The 19,494-nt window shown below is 61.8% G+C and carries 13 protein-coding genes; 6 read left to right on the top strand and 7 right to left on the bottom strand.

Translation table 11 applies throughout. The features are described 5' to 3' along the window. Positions 1–16: 16 nt before the first annotated feature. Positions 17–1,504, top strand: coding sequence for a cytochrome P450 (locus K0U62_03795; GenBank protein ID MCH9800643.1), 1,488 nt, complete (start codon positions 17–19; stop codon positions 1,502–1,504). 172 nt (positions 1,505–1,676) lie between these two features. Next, the gene (locus tag K0U62_03790) at positions 1,677–3,419 is read left to right on the top strand and encodes a hypothetical protein (GenBank protein ID MCH9800642.1); all 1,743 of its coding nucleotides are present in this window, start codon (positions 1,677–1,679) and stop codon (positions 3,417–3,419) included. Positions 3,420–3,531: 112 nt separating this feature from the next. Here the strand turns inward: K0U62_03790 and meaB are convergent, their stop codons facing one another. The 3 genes from meaB to K0U62_03775 are packed head-to-tail and all read right to left on the bottom strand — an operon-like array spanning position 3,532 to position 8,455. Further along, complete coding sequence (meaB, locus tag K0U62_03785) at positions 3,532–4,509, bottom strand: methylmalonyl Co-A mutase-associated GTPase MeaB (GenBank protein MCH9800641.1); 978 nt, start codon at positions 4,507–4,509, stop codon at positions 3,532–3,534. Then, the gene (gene scpA, locus K0U62_03780; protein ID MCH9800640.1) at positions 4,506–6,665 is read right to left on the bottom strand and encodes a methylmalonyl-CoA mutase; all 2,160 of its coding nucleotides are present in this window, start codon (positions 6,663–6,665) and stop codon (positions 4,506–4,508) included. Before scpA ends, meaB begins: the two co-directional genes overlap by 4 nt. Further along, complete coding sequence (locus K0U62_03775; GenBank protein MCH9800639.1) at positions 6,665–8,455, bottom strand: methylmalonyl-CoA mutase; 1,791 nt, start codon at positions 8,453–8,455, stop codon at positions 6,665–6,667. The genes scpA and K0U62_03775 overlap by 1 nt, the downstream gene beginning before the upstream one ends. Positions 8,456–8,994: 539 nt before the next feature. Here K0U62_03775 and sdhC point away from each other — a divergent pair. Genes sdhC through K0U62_03755 form a run of 4 tightly spaced genes read left to right on the top strand, consistent with a single transcriptional unit; the run spans position 8,995 to position 12,369 of the window. Continuing rightward, the gene (sdhC, locus tag K0U62_03770) at positions 8,995–9,435 is read left to right on the top strand and encodes a succinate dehydrogenase, cytochrome b556 subunit (GenBank protein MCH9800638.1); all 441 of its coding nucleotides are present in this window, start codon (positions 8,995–8,997) and stop codon (positions 9,433–9,435) included. Next, positions 9,432–9,842, top strand: a complete 411-nt coding sequence (locus tag K0U62_03765) for a succinate dehydrogenase hydrophobic membrane anchor subunit (GenBank protein ID MCH9800637.1) — start codon at positions 9,432–9,434, stop codon at positions 9,840–9,842. The genes sdhC and K0U62_03765 overlap by 4 nt, the downstream gene beginning before the upstream one ends. Positions 9,843–9,856: 14 nt before the next feature. Beyond that, positions 9,857–11,599: a succinate dehydrogenase flavoprotein subunit gene (sdhA, locus tag K0U62_03760; GenBank protein ID MCH9800636.1), complete on the top strand. Its 1,743-nt coding sequence runs from the start codon at positions 9,857–9,859 to the stop codon at positions 11,597–11,599. Further along, positions 11,599–12,369: a succinate dehydrogenase iron-sulfur subunit gene (locus K0U62_03755; protein ID MCH9800635.1), complete on the top strand. Its 771-nt coding sequence runs from the start codon at positions 11,599–11,601 to the stop codon at positions 12,367–12,369. The genes sdhA and K0U62_03755 overlap by 1 nt, the downstream gene beginning before the upstream one ends. Before the next feature lie 3 nt (positions 12,370–12,372). Here K0U62_03755 and K0U62_03750 read toward each other — a convergent pair whose 3' ends face one another. The 4 genes from K0U62_03750 to K0U62_03735 all read right to left on the bottom strand — a co-directional run. Beyond that, on the bottom strand, positions 12,373–14,388 hold the full coding sequence (locus tag K0U62_03750) for an alpha/beta-hydrolase family protein (GenBank protein ID MCH9800634.1): 2,016 nt from the start codon (positions 14,386–14,388) through the stop codon (positions 12,373–12,375). Positions 14,389–14,390: 2 nt separating this feature from the next. After that, complete coding sequence (locus tag K0U62_03745) at positions 14,391–15,716, bottom strand: DUF2252 domain-containing protein (GenBank protein MCH9800633.1); 1,326 nt, start codon at positions 15,714–15,716, stop codon at positions 14,391–14,393. Positions 15,717–15,860: 144 nt separating this feature from the next. After that, entirely contained in the window at positions 15,861–16,853 is a 993-nt protein-coding gene (gene trpS, locus K0U62_03740) for a tryptophan--tRNA ligase (protein ID MCH9800632.1), read from the bottom strand. Positions 16,854–17,176: 323 nt separating this feature from the next. Further along, on the bottom strand, positions 17,177–19,494 hold a 2,318-nt coding region (locus K0U62_03735; GenBank protein ID MCH9800631.1), incomplete at its 5' end, for a choice-of-anchor D domain-containing protein.

The raw sequence follows: 19,494 nt of genomic DNA, 5'->3' as shown, positions 1-19,494 counted from the left end.
GGGAGACACTGAGGCGGTGACCATCAAGCGGGGCGGCAAAATTTACGACTCGCGGGCACGCATGAAGGCGGCTCATCGCGCGATGACCGAAAGTTCGGTGAAGCAGCCCGACGTCCCCCGCCCACCTGGCCCGCCCGGCCTGGAACTGGCGCTGTCGATAATGCTGCGGGGCCAGTCTGCACCACTAGTCTTCCAGCGCTTTCTGCGGGAGTACTCAGGGCTCGCGCACTTCAGACGTGGTTCCGAACACATCTACCTCACCTCAGATCCCGACCTAGTCGTGGAGGTTTTTCAGAATCAGGGCCGGCACACCATCAAACCGCCAGTGCTGCAAAGTTCCCAAGCGGTTCTTGGTGAGGGACTGCTCACCGCTGAGGGCGACCATCATCTGCGGCAACGCCGACTACTACAACCCGCGTTTCACCGAGATCGGATAGCGGGCTACGCGCGCACGATGGTGGCGGAGACCGAAGCCCACGTCGCGGAATGGCAGCAGGGTCAACAAATAGACGTGGCAGCAGATATGAGTCGGTTGACGCTGCAAATCGTTGGCCGGACCCTATTCGGGGTAGATATGTCCGGTTCGGCACACGACGTGGCTGAGGCTCTCGATGTTGTGCTGGCGAACTCCACTGCCGTCATTCAACCGTTGTCGAACATCCGAGCACGCCTGGGGATGCCACCGTTCGGTGCCACCATTGCGGCTGGGGATGATCTGGACAAAGTTCTGCAACGGATCATCGAGGAGCACCGCCAGACTGGTGACACTGGCGATCTGCTCAGCATGATGATGGCCGCTCGCGAGGACGGCGTGGGCATGGACGATGCGCAGCTGCGCGATGAAGCCATGACGCTGATCTTGGCGGGTCATGAGACGACGGCGATGTGGCTCACCTGGACCTGGCTGTTACTGGCGCAAAATCAGCAGCAGTCGATGTGGCTCCGGGAAGAACTGGATCAACTGCCCGATCGGCCACCAGAGTTTCACGACCTGCCATCGCTACCGCGCACCCGGGCGGTGCTGGCGGAATCGCTGCGACTCTATCCGCCAGCGTGGATGATTGGTCGACGACTCATGACTGATGTCAGCTATCAGGGCTGGACCATTCCGACTGGCTCGATCCTCTTCGCGCCAATGTGGGTACTGCACCGCAGCCCGGACTACTGGGACTATCCGCTAGCCTTCCGCCCGCAACGGTGGCTCAACACCGAGGGGCAATATGACGAGCGCGGCACTGTCCGGCATCGCGGGGCCTGGTACCCGTTCGGTTGGGGCAATCGACGCTGCATTGGCGACCAGTTCGCGTGGACCGAAGCCACCCTGCTGATGGCTTTCATGGCCCGCGATTGGTCCATGCGGGTGACCGATCCCAGTCGGTCAGTGGAGCCGGAGGGAAACATCACCTTGCGACCGCGCGGTGGCCTGCAGATGACTATCGAGCAGCGAATGACTTCTTTGCCTGACACTCCGTCATTTCAGCAAGCAGAAATGTTCACTCCGTAACACTACGAGGAGCGATTCGACAGTTTCTGCGTTCCGTCGCGGAGCCGATCTTCGACTAGAGATTTTTCTCGAAGTTTTTCGGAAAGTTCTGCAGGTTTTTGTTGCGACCTAACCCCCATGGCATCACTCCTATGTAGCGGCCATCCCAGCGGCCCCCACCTAGGAGATAGCGATGAGTGCAACACCTCGGACCTCAGAGCAAGCCAAGACTAGCGATTCCACTCGAATCTCTCGCCGACTAGCTCAGGCTGGCGCAGCCGCCGTCTTGATCTGCGGTTCTGCGTTTATCGGCACTCCGGCCCTAGCCGCGAACCCCGCCGATAAGGAGAACAGCACCGTCAAGGAGTCCGGCAAGACCGCCGAGGAGGGTTCCACCGCCAAGTCCGCAGCCGAGTCCGCACCCAAGCCCGAAGCCACACCAGCACCCGCAGCCAAGCCCGAAGCCACACCAGCACCCGCAGCCAAGCCCGAAGCCACACCAGCACCCGCAGCCAAGCCCGAAGCCACACCAGCACCCGCAGCCAAGCCCGAAGCCAAACCAGCACCCGCAGCCAAGCCCGAAGCCAAACCAGCACCCGCAGCCAAGCCCGAAAGCAAACCAGCACCCGCATCACCGAAAGGAAGTGTTCAGCAGCAGGCAGAATCGGCCGCTGCGCGCCATGATCAGGTTGGCCACGACCATGAGGGCCAGGATGACGACAAGACCGAGAAGGCTGACAAGAAGTCCAGCAGCCAGGGGAACTCCAGCAAGGGACATGCCAGCAAGGAAGACTCCGGCAAGGGCAACGCGAACAAGAACAACGGAAAGGCCGGCTCTCAAAACAGCAACAACAAGGAGGACCGGGCAGCCGCGCAGGGCAACAACGAGAAGATCACCATCTGCCACCGCACCAACGCCACCAGCAACCCCTACGTCCGGATCACCGTTGACCAGTCAGCGGCTGATGGCATCAATGGCAACGGCCGCGGCGTTGCTGATCACTACGGTGAGCACACCGGCCCGGTCTGGACTCTCGATCAGCCGAACGGCGGCCACTGGGGTGACATCATTCCGCCAATCTCGGGAGTGCACGGCGGTATGAACTGGAACACCGCAGGTCAGGCCATCTGGAACCAAGGATGCCGCGCCGCTGTCGAGCCGACACCAGAACCCACCACCGAACCGACCGAGGAACCCACCACCGAGCCCACCGAGGAATCCACCACAACCCCGACACCAGAACCCACTAGCTCCCCCACACCGGAACCCACCACCTCGCCATCGCTGGAACCCACATCCACACCGACCACTGAGCCGACGACCACACCGACGACCGAGCCACGCGTCGATCCGTTCATCGTGCCGACCGAGGAACCCACCACTACCCGCACGCCGGAACCCACTAGCTCCCCGAGCCCAGAACCGACCACCTCGCCATCGCCAGAACCCACCACCACGCCGACCGAGGAACCGAGCGTAGATCCATTCATCGTCCCGAGCGACGATCCGACCTCGCAGCCGTCAGACCAGCCGAGCGACGAGCCCACCGACCAGCCAAGCGACGAGCCCACCGACCAGCCAAGCGACGAGCCCACCGACCAGCCAAGCGACGAGCCCACCGACCAGCCAAGCGACGAGCCCACCGACCAGCCAAGCGATGAGCCGAGCGACGAGCCCGGTGACAAGCCGAACGATTCTGGCAACGGTCAGGACGACCAGCCGGCAGATGAAGGAACTCCCAACATCCAAGCCATCAACTTCCCGCAACGGGAGCAGCAGATCGCTGCTCCGGCAGTCAGCAGTTCGGATTCGAGTTCACTGGCCCGCACCGGCTCGGACGCCACCTGGACCGCCCTCCTGACTGGAGTGCTGGCGCTAGGAACCGGGGTCGTCATCATCGTCGCCGCCCGTCGCCGCCCGACCACAGATCAGTAGCCAACAACCACGCCAGCCACCACGCACGAGCGACTCGACACTCGACACTCCCTGCTAGCCGCTGATGGCCGATCTGAGGCGGCGACTGTAAACGTCACCGCCAGCGGCCCGACTAGAGACCCAGTAGCCTTTCGGCCGCTGCTGGGGCCGACAACTCACCCGCTCGCACTTGCTGTTGTAGGTCTGGCAGGGCAGCCACAATCTCGGACCGCTGATGGAACCGTTGCAGCAACCGGTCGTCTACTTCCTCGGTCAACCACAGCACTCGTTGCTCCCCCCGCAACTGCTGCAATCGGCCGGATTCCACCAACTGGTTCCGGTGGTCAGTGAGCGCCAGCCAGACTTCCGGCACGCCAGTTCCGGTCAGCCCACTACAGGTGAGTACCGGAACTTTCCAGGCATCTTCCTCGTCGTGACTGAACAGCCGCAGCGCCCCAGCCAACTCCCGCGCCGCCGAGCGCGCTTCGGGCGCATGGTCACCATCCGCCTTATTCACGGCGATGACATCGACCAGTTCCAAAATGCCACGCTTGATTCCCTGTAACTGATCGCCAGTGCGAGCCAATGCCAGCAGTAAGAAGGAATCGACCATGCCAGCCACCGCAACCTCGGACTGGCCAACTCCTACGGTTTCCACCAGTACCGTGTCGAAACCGGCAGCCTCCACGACCAACATGGCGGCGCGGGTGGAGCGAGTGACACCACCGAGCGTGCCGGCGCTCGGCGAAGGCCGGATAAAGGCAGCATCACTGGCGGCGAGGCGTTCCATCCGGGTTTTATCACCCAGCACACTGCCACCGCTGCGAACGCTGCTGGGATCCACCGCTAGCACGGCCACTCGACGGCCTTCACCGACCAGATACGTCCCGAGTTCATCGATAAAGGTGGACTTGCCGACACCGGGCACGCCAGAGACACCTACCCGCATGGCGTCACCAGCAGTCCCGCTGACGGCATCTAGCAGCTCGGCCGCTGCCGGTGCATCGCTGACTCGAGTGGATTCCACCAGCGTGATCGCCCGAGCGATGCTCGCCCGATCTCCGGCCTTGATCCCGGCAAGTAGTTCCGGGACTGACTGCCGCTGGCTCATCCGTCGAAGTCTGCGAGTAGTTCCTGGGCGGCTTCCGCAATGACGGTTCCCGGTGGGAAGATGGCAGCTGCGCCTGCTTCCCGCAAGGCGGAGAAATCGTCTGGCGGAATGACGCCACCGACGACGATCCGAATGTCTGGTCGGCCAGCGGCATCGAGCGCACTACGTAGTTCCGGCACCAGGGTGAGATGTCCGGCAGCCAGCGAGGACACCCCAACGATGTGGACGTCTGCTTCCACAGCCTGGCGGGCGACCTCATCCGGAGTGGCGAACAGTGGACCCACGTCAACGTCGAAACCTAGGTCGGCAAAGGCGGTGGCGATGACCTTCTGTCCGCGGTCATGACCATCCTGACCGACTTTGGCCACCAAGATGCGAGGCCGTCGACCGTGCTCCTCGGCAAATCGATTAGTGGCCGACCGAGCCTCGTTAATGCTGGACACTTCCCCCGCCTCCTCGGAGTAGACACCCGAAATCGTACGAATCACCGCGCGATGTCGACCGAATACCTGCTCCATCGCTTCGGAGATCTCTCCGACAGTAGCCCGCGCACGCGCTGCATCTACCGCAAGAGCCAACAGGTTTTGGTCCAGACCTTCCCCACGAGTACCGTCAGCGATCCCCTGGGCCGAAGCCGTGATGGCGTTCAGCGCCGCGGTTACCGCGGTGTCATCCCGCTCGGAGCGCAGCCGCTGCAACTTGGCTACTTGTGCCGCTCGAACCGCCGAGTTATCCACCTTGAGCACATCGATGGGTTCGTCTGTTTCCGGTTGGTAGCGATTCACACCGACTAGGGTCTGCGAACCCGAATCGATCCGCGCCTGGGTGCGGGCCGCTGCTTCCTCGATCCGCATCTTGGGCAGACCTTCATCTATCGCGCGAGCCATGCCACCGGCCTGCTCGACTTCCTCAATGTGCTGCCAGGCTCGACGTGCCAGATCGTGGGTCAGTCGTTCCACGTAATAAGAGCCACCCCAAGGATCGATCACCTTGGTGGTGCCGGACTCCTGCTGCAACAGCAACTGAGTGTTCCGCGCAATCCGCGCCGAGAAGTCGGTGGGCAGCGCCAGCGCCTCATCCAGGGCATTCGTATGCAGCGACTGAGTATGCCCCTGGGTCGCAGCCATCGCCTCGATCGTGGTGCGCATGACGTTGTTGAAAACGTCTTGAGCGGTCAGCGACCAGCCAGAGGTCTGGCAGTGGGTCCGCAGGGACAGCGATTTATCTTTCGTCGGATCAAACTGCTTCACCAACCGAGCCCAGAGCAGCCTGGCGGCTCGCAGTTTGGCGACCTCCATAAAGAAGTCCATGCCCACGGCCCAGAAGAAGGAAAGTCGGGGTGCGAAGCTGTCGATATCCAATCCCGCCGCCAGCCCAGCGCGGATGTACTCCACACCATCAGCCAAGGTGTAGCCCAGCTCCAGGTCGGCGGTGGCTCCGGCCTCCTGCATGTGATAGCCGGAGATCGAGATCGAGTTGAATCGCGGCATCCGCGCCGAGGTGTAGGCGAAGATGTCGGAGATGATCTTCATGCTCGGCGACGGCGGGTAGATGTAGGTGTTGCGAACCATGAACTCTTTGAGAATGTCGTTCTGAATGGTCCCGGTGAGCTTCTCCGGCGCTACCCCTTGTTCTTCACCGGCCACGATGTAGAGCGCCATGACCGGCAAAACCGCACCATTCATAGTCATGGAGACGCTCATCCGGTCCAGCGGAATCCCGTCAAACAGCATCTGCATGTCCAGAATGGAGTCGATGGCCACTCCGGCCATGCCGACATCGCCCAGTACTCGCGGGTGGTCACTGTCGTAGCCGCGATGAGTAGCGAGGTCAAAAGCGACTGATAGTCCCTTCTGACCAGCCGCGAGATTGCGACGATAGAACGCGTTGGATTCCTCTGCGGTGGAGAAGCCGGCGTACTGCCGAATCGTCCAAGGCTGAGCGGTGTACATGGTCGGGTAGGGCCCACGGAGAAACGGCGCGATCCCCGGGTAGGTGCCGAGGAAATCCAAACCGGTTAGGTCAGCAGCGCCGTACACCTGCTTGACGTCGATACCTTCCGGCGTCGTACGCGCTACTGCTTCCGCCGCAGCCGGGTGACCCGAGCTACCCGCGGACCACAAGTCTGTGTCTGCTACTGAGGGAAACTTGGACATCAGGACACTCCCAGATCGGTCAACGTGGTCTCGAGCACGGCGATGGCGTCACAACCGACGTGCAGATAACCATCCACTCCCGCCGAACGGTCGCTTTCCTCGCGATCACCGGGTTTACCAGCAAGCCAAATCCGCTGCGCGCCAGCCGCTCGAGCCGCCGTCACCGCCTCAGCTACCGCGTCGGCATAGTCAGCGTCGGCGCCGACCAGACACACCACCGGGGTCACTGACTCCGGTAACCCGTCCGACAAGGCAGTAGTTTCCGAACCAAGCCCCCCGGCTGCGAACAGGTTGCCTGCAAACGCCTCGCGAGCGCCGTATCGCGCCAGCGAGCCAATGGCGAGCAAGGTCACTGTTGGATCGCCAGCGGCATCGGCCCGAGCACGTAGCTGCTCGAATTGTTCCGCCGACCGGTGTTGTGGCAAGCCGCCACCGGGCCGCAGCCAGGATTGCAATGGTTGTTCGACTCGCTCACGATCCGGAAACTCAGACACACCAGTTACTGGCTCAGTTCGCTGAGCAATCCGGTGACTGCGCACCTGCCAGGTCTCGTGCAATAGTTCCGCGATGGTGCCTGCGGCCAGCGCCGCAGCGATACCGCCGTTGGCCTCCAACTGCTGGAGCAACTGCCAGGCAGCATCCGCACTGTTGCGGGTCAGCTCTTCTACGTAGTACGAACCACCTGCGGCATCTGCGACCGCATCGACATGGGACTCCTCCAGCAGCAAGTGCTGGGTATTGCGAGCCATCCGCTGGGCAAAGTCATCCACCTCGCCCCGCGCCAGCGTGTGCGGTTGCACCGCAACTGATTCCGCGCCACCGACACCACCGGCAAAGGCCGCGACGCAGTTGCGGATCAGATTGACCCAGGGGTCACGAGCGGTCAGCATCAGCACCGAGGTGCTGGCGTGCTGTCGCTGACCAATGTCGGTCACATCTGCCAGTTCGAGAATTCGTGCCCACAACACGCGGGCCGCTCGCAACTTAGCGATGGCCGGGAACTGCTCATCTGTCACGACCCAACGAAATTCAATCGAAGCCGCCGCCTCCGCTGGCGACCAGCCGGCCTGCTCCAACTCCCGCAGTAGCGCTAGACCAGCCGCTGTCGTCAAGGCCAGTTCTTGGGCAACGGTTGCACCCGCTTCGTGGTAAACCGCACTGTCGATGGTGAACGCCCGCACCCCGCGAAGGCGAGCAGCATCAGCCAGCGCCACCGGCTGCGCCCAATGCACTTCGGTCCCAGTCGCGGCGGCCCAGCCAACCGGATCCAGGCCCAGTGAGGTGGTAGCTGGCGCACCTGATTCCGGTAGCGCCGCCAGCAACTGTTCAGCAGCCGCAGCAGCGTCGGCAAAAGCCTCCAGCACCACCGGGGTGCTGGTCAGGTCCAGTCCGGCAAGCAACTGCGGCAAGGCATCGACAGCCAGCACGGTCAACCAGAGACTTTCTGCTCCGTCTGCAATGGCCTGTTGCGCTGCCGGTAGACCCTGTTCGGGACCGCCACCGACCCAGTGCCGCTGCCGGATCGACCAAGTGGCCGCATCCGGTGACCGAGTCCCACGCATCCGATCGCCGGTGCCCGGGGCGCTTGGTTCACCAGCATCGACACCGTCAGTCGCGGTGTAGAGCGGTAGCACAGCAAAACCATCATCGGTCTGAGTCGCCAGCAACTGTTCCACCTGCTCAGGAGCAACATTGCCGCGTGTACGTGCCAGTGCTGCAGCGGCCAGCGCACGCCACTGCTCACGGTCGGCGGTCGGGAAATGCCGCGCAAGCGGGAGGGTATCGGTCATGTAATCAGGATAGAGAGGTACCACCAACTCGCTGCGGTCGGTCATGAACGAGCGTGGCTACGTCAGCAAGTCTCGGCTTCCGCAGGCCCTTCGGCAGATGGTTCGCGCTAAGGGGTCTTCACTGAACTGCGATGAGGAGAAAAGTAATCACCGCGAATGCCGTTGCATCAGGGGCGGTTCCTACGTGCGGCGCTCACTAGAACCATCGACCCTGCCAGGGATACGTCGGCCGGCGGTGGGAGGAAGCCACGTATCTTCACAACATTCGCGGTGATTACCCATATTCTGAAGTAGCCACGTCTAGAAGTCAACCAAATACACAACGTTTGCTTTTCAGCCTGGTCTCTGCGTCCCTTTTGTGTGGAATCTCGCCCAGCACCAAGCCTTGCTGATTCGGATCGGCGAGGGGTCCAACTTTCCCTTCCCGAGCGCACCACTACCATGAAGACGTGTGAGATGTGTCCTTCGGACACGCCCCATACGCAAAGGTGGCACTCCGGAAAAGCGCCGGCACACCGCCGCTGAGAGTCAATCCGGAAATGCCGGTCGACACCGCGCCTCAACGGGCGATGTCGCCGCGAGAAAGGATCAGCGTCATGAACGGCACCCTGTATAAGGGGGGTGTGTCGATGTGGTCATGGGTGGCACATCGAATCACCGGGGTAGCGGTCCTGTTTTTCCTCTATGTCCACGTCTTAGATACCGCGCTTGTCCGGGTGTCACCTGACGCCTACGACGCAATCATTGCCTCCTACAAAACCCCGTTGGTCAACCTGATGGAGGTCGGTTTGGTGGGAGCGGTGCTCTTCCACGCGCTGAACGGCCTACGAGTGATGGCGGTCGATTTCTGGAAGCGCGGGCCCCGACTACAACGGCAAATGCTCTGGGCCACCATGGCGGTTTGGCTGGTCATTATGGTGCCCGGAACCTACTTCATGATGAAACACACTGTTGAATCCCTATTCGGAGTTGCGTCATGACTGCCATCCCTGATCTCGCCCCACCGAATACAACCGCACCTCGGCGGAAGTCGGGCATGAACTTTGAGAAGAACTCATGGATCTTCATGCGCGCCTCTGGCCTCATCCTGGTTGTGCTGGTCCTCGGCCATCTCTTCATCATGAACATCCTGGACGGTGGCGTACAGCGAATTAACTTCGCATTCGTAGCCGGCCGCTGGAGCAGCCCGTTCTGGCAGTTCTGGGATCTGACCATGTTGTGGCTAGCTATGTTGCACGGCACGAACGGCCTACGCGTCATCATTGGCGACTACGCCAAGAGCGGTAAAACCCGATTTTGGCTCCGCGGCGTGCTGTATACCGCTTCGGCCGCCACAATCATCTTAGGCACTTTGGTGATCTTCACCTTCGATCCGAACCTCAGCTGAGCAGGAGGCAACTCATGGCGGTCCACCGGTACGACGTCGTCATCGTCGGCGCAGGCGGCGCCGGAATGCGCGCAGCCCTCGAATCGGGCAAACGAGCGCGCACTGCGGTGCTCACCAAGCTCTACCCGACCCGTTCTCACACCGGAGCAGCCCAAGGTGGGATGTGCGCGGCACTGGCGAACGTCGAAGATGACAACTGGGAGTGGCACACCTTCGACACCATCAAAGGTGGCGACTATCTAGTTGATCAAGATGCCGCCGAAGTCATGTGCAAAGAGGCCATCGACGCCGTCTTAGACCTTGAGAAGATGGGGCTTCCCTTCAACCGCACGCCAGAGGGGCGCATTGACCAGCGCCGCTTCGGTGGCCATACCCGCAACCACGGTGAGGCTGCGGTGCGTCGATCGTGCTACGCGGCAGACCGCACCGGTCACATGATTCTGCAGACGCTCTATCAGAACTGCATCAAGGAGGGCATCGAGTTCTACGACGAGTGGTACGTCCTCGATCTCCTCGTTGAGGACGGTCGGACCGTGGGCGTGGTGGCCTACGATCTCGCCACTGGGGAACTGCATACCTTCCACGCCAAGAGCGTGGTCTTTGCTACCGGCGGCTTCGGCAAGGTCTTCAAGACCACGTCCAACGCTCACACTCTCACCGGTGACGGCATGGCCATCGTCTACCGCCGCGGCATCCCACTAGAAGACATGGAGTTCTACCAGTTCCATCCGACCGGCTTGGCGGGGCTCGGCGTCTTGCTCACCGAGGGTGCCCGCGGGGAGGGCGGCATCTTGCGCAACGCGTCCGGTGAACGCTTCATGGAACGCTACGCACCTACCATCAAAGACCTCGCTCCCCGTGACATGGTGGCCCGCGCCATGGTTCAGGAAGTCCGAGAGGGCCGCGGCGCCGGTCCCGACAAGGACTACGTCTACCTCGACCTCACGCATCTGCCAGCAGAGCAGGTCGAGTCGAAGTTGCCGGACATCACCGAGTTTTCCCGCACCTACCTCGGGGTAGATCCCATTACTGAACTGGTGCCGGTGTTCCCGACCGCCCACTACGCCATGGGTGGTGTTCCTACCGACGTGGAGACTCGAGTGCTGGCCAACAACACCGACGTCGTGCCGGGCTTGTATGCCGCGGGCGAGGTTGCCTGCGTATCAGTCCACGGCGCCAACCGATTGGGCACCAACTCCCTGCTAGACATCAACGTGTTTGGCCGCCGCGCGGGTATTGCCGCGTCGGAGTACGCCAACTCGGTTGATCACTCACCACTTCCTGAAGACGCACAGGCATCAACCCGGGCGCTGCTCGATGGACTGCTGTCGGGCGATGGCACCGAGCAGGTGGCTGCGATTCGTCGCGAGTTGCAAGAGACCATGGATATGAATGCTCAGGTGTACCGCACTGAGGCCACATTGAAACAGGCGTTGACCGACGTCGAGGTACTGAAGGAGCGTTACCAGCACGTGGGTGTGCAAGATCAGGGCCGTCGCTACAACACCGATTTGTTGGAGACTGTGGAACTGGGCTTCCTACTCGATCTCGCCGAGGTGCTGGTGGTCGGCGCGCTGGCCCGTAAGGAATCCCGCGGTGGTCACGCCCGTGAGGATTACCAAGCCCGCGATGACGTGAACTTCATGCGCCACACCATGGCGTACGCCGAGACCGACGCCGATGGCCGTCCATTTATTCGGCTGGACTACAAACCGGTCACTGTTACCCGCTACGAACCGATGGAGCGCAAGTACTGATGGCAACCGCAACCGCCACCCCGACCGCTGTACCGGAGACCGTCGCGCCACAGGCGTTCGATGTCACGTTGCGCATCCGCCGGTTCGATCCCGATACCAGCGACACCTACTTCTGGCAGGAGTTCACGGTCTCGGTCTACCCGACGGATCGCATCCTTGATTGCTTGCACAAGATCAAGTGGGAGCAGGACGGCACGTTGACCTTCCGGCGCTCCTGTGGCCACGGCATTTGCGGCTCCGATGCAATGCGGATCAACGGTAAGAATCGGCTGGCCTGTAAGACCCTGGTCAAAGACCTGAAGACCAAAAAAGCCATCACGATAGAGCCGATTAAGGGCCTCGAAGTCGAGAAGGATCTGATCGTCGACATGGAGCCGTTCATGGCGGCCTACAGGAAGGTCAAGCCCTTCCTGATTCCCAGTGACCCGGACCCAACTCGGGAGCGCGTCCAGTCAGCCGAGGAACGCGCCGCTTTCGACGACACCACCAAGTGCATCCTATGTGCGGCCTGTACGACATCCTGTCCGGTGTTTTGGACCGATGAGCAATACTTCGGCCCGGCTGCGATCGTCAACGCTCACCGTTTCATCTTCGACAGCCGAGACGGTGCTGCCGACCAACGCCTGCAGATTCTGAACCAGTCCGAAGGGGCGTGGCGCTGCCGCACCACATTCAACTGCACCGATGCCTGTCCTCGCGGCATCGAGGTGACCACCGCGATTCAGCAGGTCAAGCGGGCCATGATGTACGGCACCGAGGACGCAGACTAGCTGCTACTCGGTCCCAGGCTCAATGCCTCGATCGATGAGATCTTGGATCTGCTGTTCGGTGAGTTGATCCGCTGAATTCTTCGTCCACTTCGCCGCTTCCTTGGCGACCTTGGCTTCAGCAGCGGCGACCTTGTCCTGCTGCTTGTGCGAAGCATCTTCCCAGTCCCGCTTTAACTCCCACGCCAACTCTCGCTCACGCAACGCATCGTTGATGCGCGTCATTTGCTCAGCAGTCGCCGGTAGCCCCCACACCTGTTGGATCGCCGCCGGAATCTCCAGTCGATAGTCGTGGCCGCCCTCCTGGAAGGTGCCCGGTGTTGGGGTCAGCGCGTTCAACAGATCGGTGAACGTGGCAACGAAGGTCACCACCGGTAGCCAACTAGTCCCGGTCGGCGCTCCCGGTGGCCGAGACTCGGTCGGCCCCAACCAGTCCGGCCGCCGCCACAGCAGCGGTGCCTCGAACTTGGGGACCGGGTCGTCGCCGTTTTGCAGCAATAGATACTTCACCTTCGCCCGCTCATCATCGGCCAACTCGTGCCAGTCCGACACTGCGCGCGGTGCGTAGATTGCGCCGGGTTCGACTCCGGGTGGCTGACTTTGCGGTCGGCCACCCCACACGCGTTGTCGCCATTTAGTGAACGCGGGTGTTCCCACCCAGACACCGGCCTCGATACCAGCACCGCGCAAAGATACGTCGCTGGCGCCGGAAAACATTTCCTCGCTCACCTTGCAGCCGAGGCTCTCACCGAAAATGAAGAACTTCGGCCGTCGTTCCGCCGGCAGCGCCAGCAAGCGCTCGGTCACCCCAGCTACCACCATCTGGGTCTGTCGGGTACCTAAATCAGTCCGAGTCAACGACAGCGCCGACGGCAACACCGAATAGGCGATCGCCATGCTGGCGCAGTCCCCTCGCGCCAGGTACTCAAACGTTTCACTGGCCACGTAGTTGACGTAGCCAGACCCGGTGGGCGAGAACAGCGCCACGTACTTACGCTCAAAGGCCCTAGTCCGGTCGAGTTCATCGAGCAAGAGTTGCGCACGTTCCTCCGGGCTGTCCGCGACCGGCAGTGAAGCGTAGACCCGGATTGGTTGCTTCGCGGGTTCAGACATAACGGCCGAAATCCCGTCAGCCAACAGCACCTCACTGAGCCACCGGGCGCCTTCTCGACTCTGCTTCTCCCAGGCGATGCCAGATGCTGGGCTGCCAGTCACCTCTGACAGGGTGGGTGGGTCGACGTCGGTGGTGTCCAACTCGGTGCCCACGCCAGTTAGCTTGGTCGTTACCCCGCTGACTGCTAGCCAGCTCAGACCGAAACTGGTGGCGGTAGCGCCGATGCGGCCAATCGTGCGGTGGTCATCCGGCGAACCACCGAGGACTCGCGCCGCGCTCTTGGCGACAGCACTGGCAAGTGCGGATTCACCGTGGGCGGCGCCGAACAGCAGTACGGCGGTGGTGGCACCTAGGGCCCCGGTCTTGACGACACTCAACTCTCGGGTGGTGTCTTCGAAGTACTCGCCATCGGGCAATTGCGATCCGAAGGTGGCTCGACCGGGTCTGGTGCGGGACCAGGCGGCAATACCGGTTGCGGCCATCGCGCCAAAAGCTAGCACCCTGCCGCCCCGGCGACCGCGTACCCACTCCAGCACATCAGCGACAACTCCTGCGCTGGCTGCTGCCGCCACCCCGGAGGCCGCTAGCCGCGCGACGGCAGACTTGGCGGATTCGCTCCCCCGCTCGTCGAGAGCGCGCTGCGCGGCGAGACCAGCTGCCGCCGCCGTCGCATTCACCAGCGGAGCTGCCAATCGGCTGGGAATCGGCACTCGATCAGCCACCGACCGCAGCAGCGATCCGACGGATACTCCCCAGCCGTAACTACTAGCGGCGGCGACGCCAGTGATGATCGCCTGATCTGGGGTGCCGCGGGTCAGCAGATTGGGCTCGGTTGAGCGACCGGCAGCGTAGGCGGCTAGCAGCAGGCCCGACCGTGCCGAGACATCAAGTTCGGTAGTGATTGCCATGGTTAGAGCTCCCTGCTGTCAATCCGGCCGGATGAGATCGCGGCAAGAAATGCCGCGTAGTCGCTATCGTTTTGTCGCGCATATCGCTCGGAGAAGTCTGCAATCGCTTCGCTGAAGCCGCGGCCCTTGCCGAGATACCCGTGGATAGCATCGGGATCTCCTGACCGGGCATGGCCATGTGCCAGTGTCCAGCCACAGATTTTGGCGTAACGCGCTAGCCGGTCACGATCCATAGTCGCGATGTCAGCAGAACCTTTCATGTCCCGGAATTGCCGCCAGTAGAAGTTCGTTCCGTTAGCCGCACCTGACCAGCCTAAGAAGGCATCGCCACTGGCCTGGATCATGTGCCGACCTTCCACTACTCGTCGACCGGCGTGCCGGTAGCGACTAGCGGGTAGGTAGGGCTGCAGGACCGATTCGCCGGCCTCTTTGATCTGCAGGAAGAACGGCTCGCCGTGGCGCCGCCCGGTAAGCAAGATGATGAAGCAGCGAGTGCCGACACTGCCGACGCCTACCACCTTGAGCGCGATATCCACGATGTGGAAGTGCGCCAGCACCGAGCGAATGCTGACCGGGATCGAGTCCAAGTACTGGTGCAAGTTGTCTTCCGCCATGCCGCGTAAGTCACCAGCATCGATTCCGTACTCCACGAGTTCTCGGGCTGGTGCCAATAGCGGTGGATCACTGCGGATGCGTAGCGACCCGTCGACCTGCTCAGTCAACTTACGCAACGCCCGATCACTGTTGTTGCGCCGAGCCTTAGCCGCTTGCTTGGTCAGCTTCTTTCGCTCGCTCTTACGAGGTACGAGTTTGCTCAGCTGCGCCACATCAAGTTGGGCGTACCAGAGATCCAAAATGGACATGGCCGCAAAGCGACCCATGGCCTCGGCGTAGGACATGGCAGTGAGCCGGGCGCATTCTCGGCCTACCTTGGTCCCGAGGCCACTGTCCTCCGCCCCAATCACGAAACTGGCTGCGAGTCGCTTCAGATCCCACTCCCACGGGCCAGGCAGCGTTTCATCGAAGTCGTTGACATCGAAGACCTGGGCTCGTTCCGCTGATGCGAAGACTCCGAAGTTGGATAGGTGGGCATCACCGCACAGTTGGACATACTCACCTGAGTTTGGCTGACTCGCAAGATCGCCCGCCATGATGGCAGCAGTTCCTCGGTAGAAGGTAAAAGCCGATTCGGCCATCCGGGCGTGGCGCACCGGAACGAGCTCAGGGATTCGGGTGGCGTTCTGCCCGGTGATCACGTCCACGGGATCTCGACGATCAGCTGCTGGCTGCCACTCGGCGTTGCCAGATCGGGGGAATTCCTTCCGCAGCGACTTTCCTCGACTCTTGCTGCCTGCTCGACCGTCGTCCTGGCTCACGGACTCACCTACCTCAACGCCAACGCCCGAAACCTCCCCGGGCGCCTGCCAGCCTACGGGTCAGCAGTACCGAAGGCACTGACAACAGGCCGAGGATCACACTGGACGGCGAAGCCCCATCTTCTGGTACACATCCGCTACGGTTTCGGCGGCCACTGCCCGCGCCCGCTGCGAACCGGAATCCATCAGTCGATCTAGTTCCGCCGGATCGGCCAGCAACTCGGTTACTTGATCTGCGACGTTCTGCGCAAAGGGTACGAGTAGATCGGCGGTGGCCTGTTTGAGCGGTCCATAGCCACCGCCAGCGAACTCCGCGGTCACCTCGTCAACCGAAACACCCCGCATGGTGGCAATGATGGCGAGCAGGTTGCTCACCCCAGGTTGTTCGGCTGGATCAAACCGCACTTCTCCCACCGAATCAGTGACAGCGCGCTTGATCTTCTTCTCCAGTGCCTTGCCCTCTTCCAGCAAGAACAGGCAGCCAGCAGGCAATGACTTACTCATCTTCGCGACCGGTTCCTGCAGATCGACAACCCGAGCAGTGTCCTTCACGATGTGTGGCTTCGGCACCACAAAGGTGTCACCAAACCGACTATTGAATCGTTGCGCCAGGTCACGAGTCAGTTCTAGATGCTGACGCTGATCTTCCCCAACCGGCACTTCGTCGGCCTGGTAGACCAAAATGTCGGCCGCTTGCAGAATCGGGTAGGTGAATAATCCCACGCTGGCGGAGTCACTGCCTTCTCGGCTGGATTTGTCCTTGAACTGGGTCATTCGGTTTGCTTCACCGAATCCGGTTAAACACTGCAGCACCCAAGCTAGTTCCGCGTGCTCCGGCACTTGGCTTTGCACGAAGATGCAGCTGCGTTCCGGGTCCAGTCCGAGCGCCAGCAGCTGCGCATATGAACTGCGGGTGCGAGCTCGCAGTTGCTCGGGGTCGGTCGGGACGGTGATCGCGTGCAGATCCACCACCATGTAGTAGGCATCGTGGGTGTCCTGCAGCGCTACCCAGTGGCGCAGTGCACCCAGGTAGTTGCCCAAGTGAAATGAATCGGCGGTGGGTTGAATCCCGGAGAGCACGCGTGGCATAGCCGCTATTGTGCCGAATCACCTGCGGATGTCAGCAGCGGCATCGCCGTGGGTGGCTCAGAAAGTGGCAATCGCTAATGCATGTCCAGCCAAGACCCACGCCCCTGCTGCTGTTACTGGCGGGGGTTGCCAGCGGGGCGACGGTGGGCATTTCGTCAGGCGTTGCCTGGGCCTGGGTGACCGGGCCGCAAACCCTCGCCCGACCAGTCACTCCGATCACGGCACCGTGGCTGCGGATCAGCACCGCTCGCCACGACCGGCAGCACCCGCTGGCGTTGCATCTGCCCCCAGGTCGCGTCGGCCAGATCAGGCCCGGCAGCGGTTTAGCCGGTACCGTACTTCTTCGGCAGACCTTTGCGGTTGGTGGTCACTTTGATGGTGGTTTTCTTGCCGTTGCCGGCGATGTTGTGGGCACGCACTTGCACCGTGTAGGTGGAGTTCGGTGACAGTTTCTTGAACTTCTTGGACAGTTTCCCGTTCGGCGCGGGCACCCAATCTTGGGTTTTCCACTTCGTCCACTTCTTAGCCCGCGAGGTTTTCTTCGACGTACCTTTCTTCGTGATCCGCGTCAAATATCCATCCGGCTGCGCGCTACCAATCTTCTTCGCCTTCTGCCACGTCGCCGTAAACTTGGTCGTCGTGCGCTTCTTCGCCGGCGCTTTCAGGTTCTTCACCGGCCCCGGCGGGACCAGCACCTCAGCGACTTCCAGGTAATCCGGGTCATCCTTATTCGGTATCCCGTCACCATCATGATCACCGTTGGGTTGGTAATCCGGATCGTCCTTATTGGGTATCCCGTCACCATCATGATCACCATTCGGCCCGCTGGGAACCTCCTCTGGCGTGATCACGGTATACCCGGTGCCAGACACTGCGACAGAGTTCGGTGACCCGGCAGCGTTCGACGTCAGCTTCAACAAGGCAGCAGACTGGGTGTCATCACGGGGAAAGAACCGGACCTCAATGTCACACGTGGCCCGCCGCTTGACCGCCCGATCCGTACAGTCACTGGCATCCTTGACATCAAACTCATCACGACTCCTACCCTTCTCATCGACCACCGACACCTCTTCCACCCGCAACGGCGCATCACCAGTGTTCGCGATCACCGCTGTCTTCGTCGTCACCGTGCCCACTTCCCGGTCCCCGAAATCCACCGGACCAGCAGTCACCACCGGCTGAGTGCCATAACCGGTCAACGCGATTCTTTCCTTCGCCGCAGCAGTGTTCATCACTGCTGTGATCGTGGTCGACCGTGGCCCCACCTGATTCGGAGTGAACAACACCTGCACGAAACACGACTCCTTCGGTGCGAGGGTGTCTTTCCGGCATTTGTCCCGGTTCTTGCCGAACTCACCTTTATAGCCTTTCACCTTGTTCAGTTCCAGCGGCACCTCACCGGTGTTCGTGACCTTCACCTTCTGCTTGGCAGTGGTCCCGACCGGCACCGGACCGAAATCCTCCACCGGCGCACTCATCACCGGGAACGCCCCCTTACCCGACAACCCGAAACTATCCGGGCCGGACTGCCCTTTCCGGGTCACCTGAAGGTCAGCCGCAGCAGAATCTGCACTAGTCGGCTTGAATCGGATACCCACCTCACATTCATCACCAGCTCCCAGACGTTTCCCCGAACATTCATCGTCGCTGTTCGTTAGCCGGAAACCCTCACCGTCAACCGCAACCGCCGTCACCGTCGTCGCTGAGTCACCCTCGTTAACCACCGTCACCGTCTGAGTCGCAGCCGACCCCACCCCCGTCACCGGAAAACTCGTGTTCTTCGCCGTCAACACCGCATTAGGAGTCGACGCCGACAACGCCACCTTCGCCGGGTCGGGCTTGCCGCCACCGGTGGGAACTTGCGCGTTCGACGGAATCACCAACGCCGCCGCAAATGACCCCTCATCCTCACCAGCGAACCTCACCGTCATCGTGCACGACCCGCCCGGTTCTACCGTGCCCGAACAGCCCAAAGCCACCGAGAACAAGCCCGCATCGTCACCGGTCACCGCCACCTTGCTGGCATCCACCACCAGCGGCGCCTCACCAGGGTTCTTCACCGTCACCGTCTTGCTATCCGACAACGTGTCGGTGAACTCCACCGGATTCGGACTCACGTCAATCTCCGCGCGCGTACCCGTCGCAGTCACCGGCACCTGCAACTCACCATTAGCCGCATCCGAGGCCACCGTCACCACAGCACCCTTCTCGCCCCGGAACGACGCGTCGAACCCCGCCGCAAACACCACCTCCACCTGACACGAATCTCCCACAGCCAGCGCACCGCCGGTACACGCCGACGCATCCGCTATCGACAGTCCCGACCCCACCGCTTGCTCCAACGACACACCCGTGATCGTCACCGGTCCATCACCAGAGTTCGTCACCGTCACCGACTCCGTGCCCGTGCCACCCACCGGCACCTCACCAATCGACAGCACATCCGGGGCAGCCGTCAACTCGCCCTGCACCCCCGTACCCGTGACCCCCACTTCCGTCTCTTGAGCGAAACCTTGTGGGGAAAGGGTCACTACCCCACCAAACGCCCCTCGCTCCTGCGGCGTAAACGTTACATCCCCAGAACACGGATCAGCGTCCACCACCAACGCCGTCACTTCACCGGCAGCGTTCGTCTGCACTT

The organism is Actinomycetes bacterium, from assembly GCA_022599915.1.
In the GTDB taxonomy this organism is placed as follows: domain Bacteria; phylum Actinomycetota; class Actinomycetes; order S36-B12.
Note: the sequence above shows the minus strand (reverse complement) of the source record. Positions and strands in the feature narration are given on the sequence as shown.

What these genes read in the sequence shown, in the direction of transcription:
- scpA (MCH9800640.1), bottom strand. Translation starts at nt 6,665, where the DNA reads ATGTCCAAGTTTCCCTCAGTAGCAGACACAGACTTGTGGTCCGCGGGT.
- trpS (MCH9800632.1), bottom strand. Translation starts at nt 16,853, where the DNA reads ATGCCACGCGTGCTCTCCGGGATTCAACCCACCGCCGATTCATTTCAC.
- sdhA (MCH9800636.1), top strand. Translation starts at nt 9,857, where the DNA reads ATGGCGGTCCACCGGTACGACGTCGTCATCGTCGGCGCAGGCGGCGCC.
- K0U62_03790 (MCH9800642.1), top strand. Translation starts at nt 1,677, where the DNA reads ATGAGTGCAACACCTCGGACCTCAGAGCAAGCCAAGACTAGCGATTCC.
- K0U62_03755 (MCH9800635.1), top strand. Translation starts at nt 11,599, where the DNA reads ATGGCAACCGCAACCGCCACCCCGACCGCTGTACCGGAGACCGTCGCG.
- K0U62_03775 (MCH9800639.1), bottom strand. Translation starts at nt 8,455, where the DNA reads ATGACCGATACCCTCCCGCTTGCGCGGCATTTCCCGACCGCCGACCGT.
- meaB (MCH9800641.1), bottom strand. Translation starts at nt 4,509, where the DNA reads ATGAGCCAGCGGCAGTCAGTCCCGGAACTACTTGCCGGGATCAAGGCC.
- K0U62_03750 (MCH9800634.1), bottom strand. Translation starts at nt 14,388, where the DNA reads ATGGCAATCACTACCGAACTTGATGTCTCGGCACGGTCGGGCCTGCTG.
- K0U62_03765 (MCH9800637.1), top strand. Translation starts at nt 9,432, where the DNA reads ATGACTGCCATCCCTGATCTCGCCCCACCGAATACAACCGCACCTCGG.
- sdhC (MCH9800638.1), top strand. Translation starts at nt 8,995, where the DNA reads ATGCCGGTCGACACCGCGCCTCAACGGGCGATGTCGCCGCGAGAAAGG.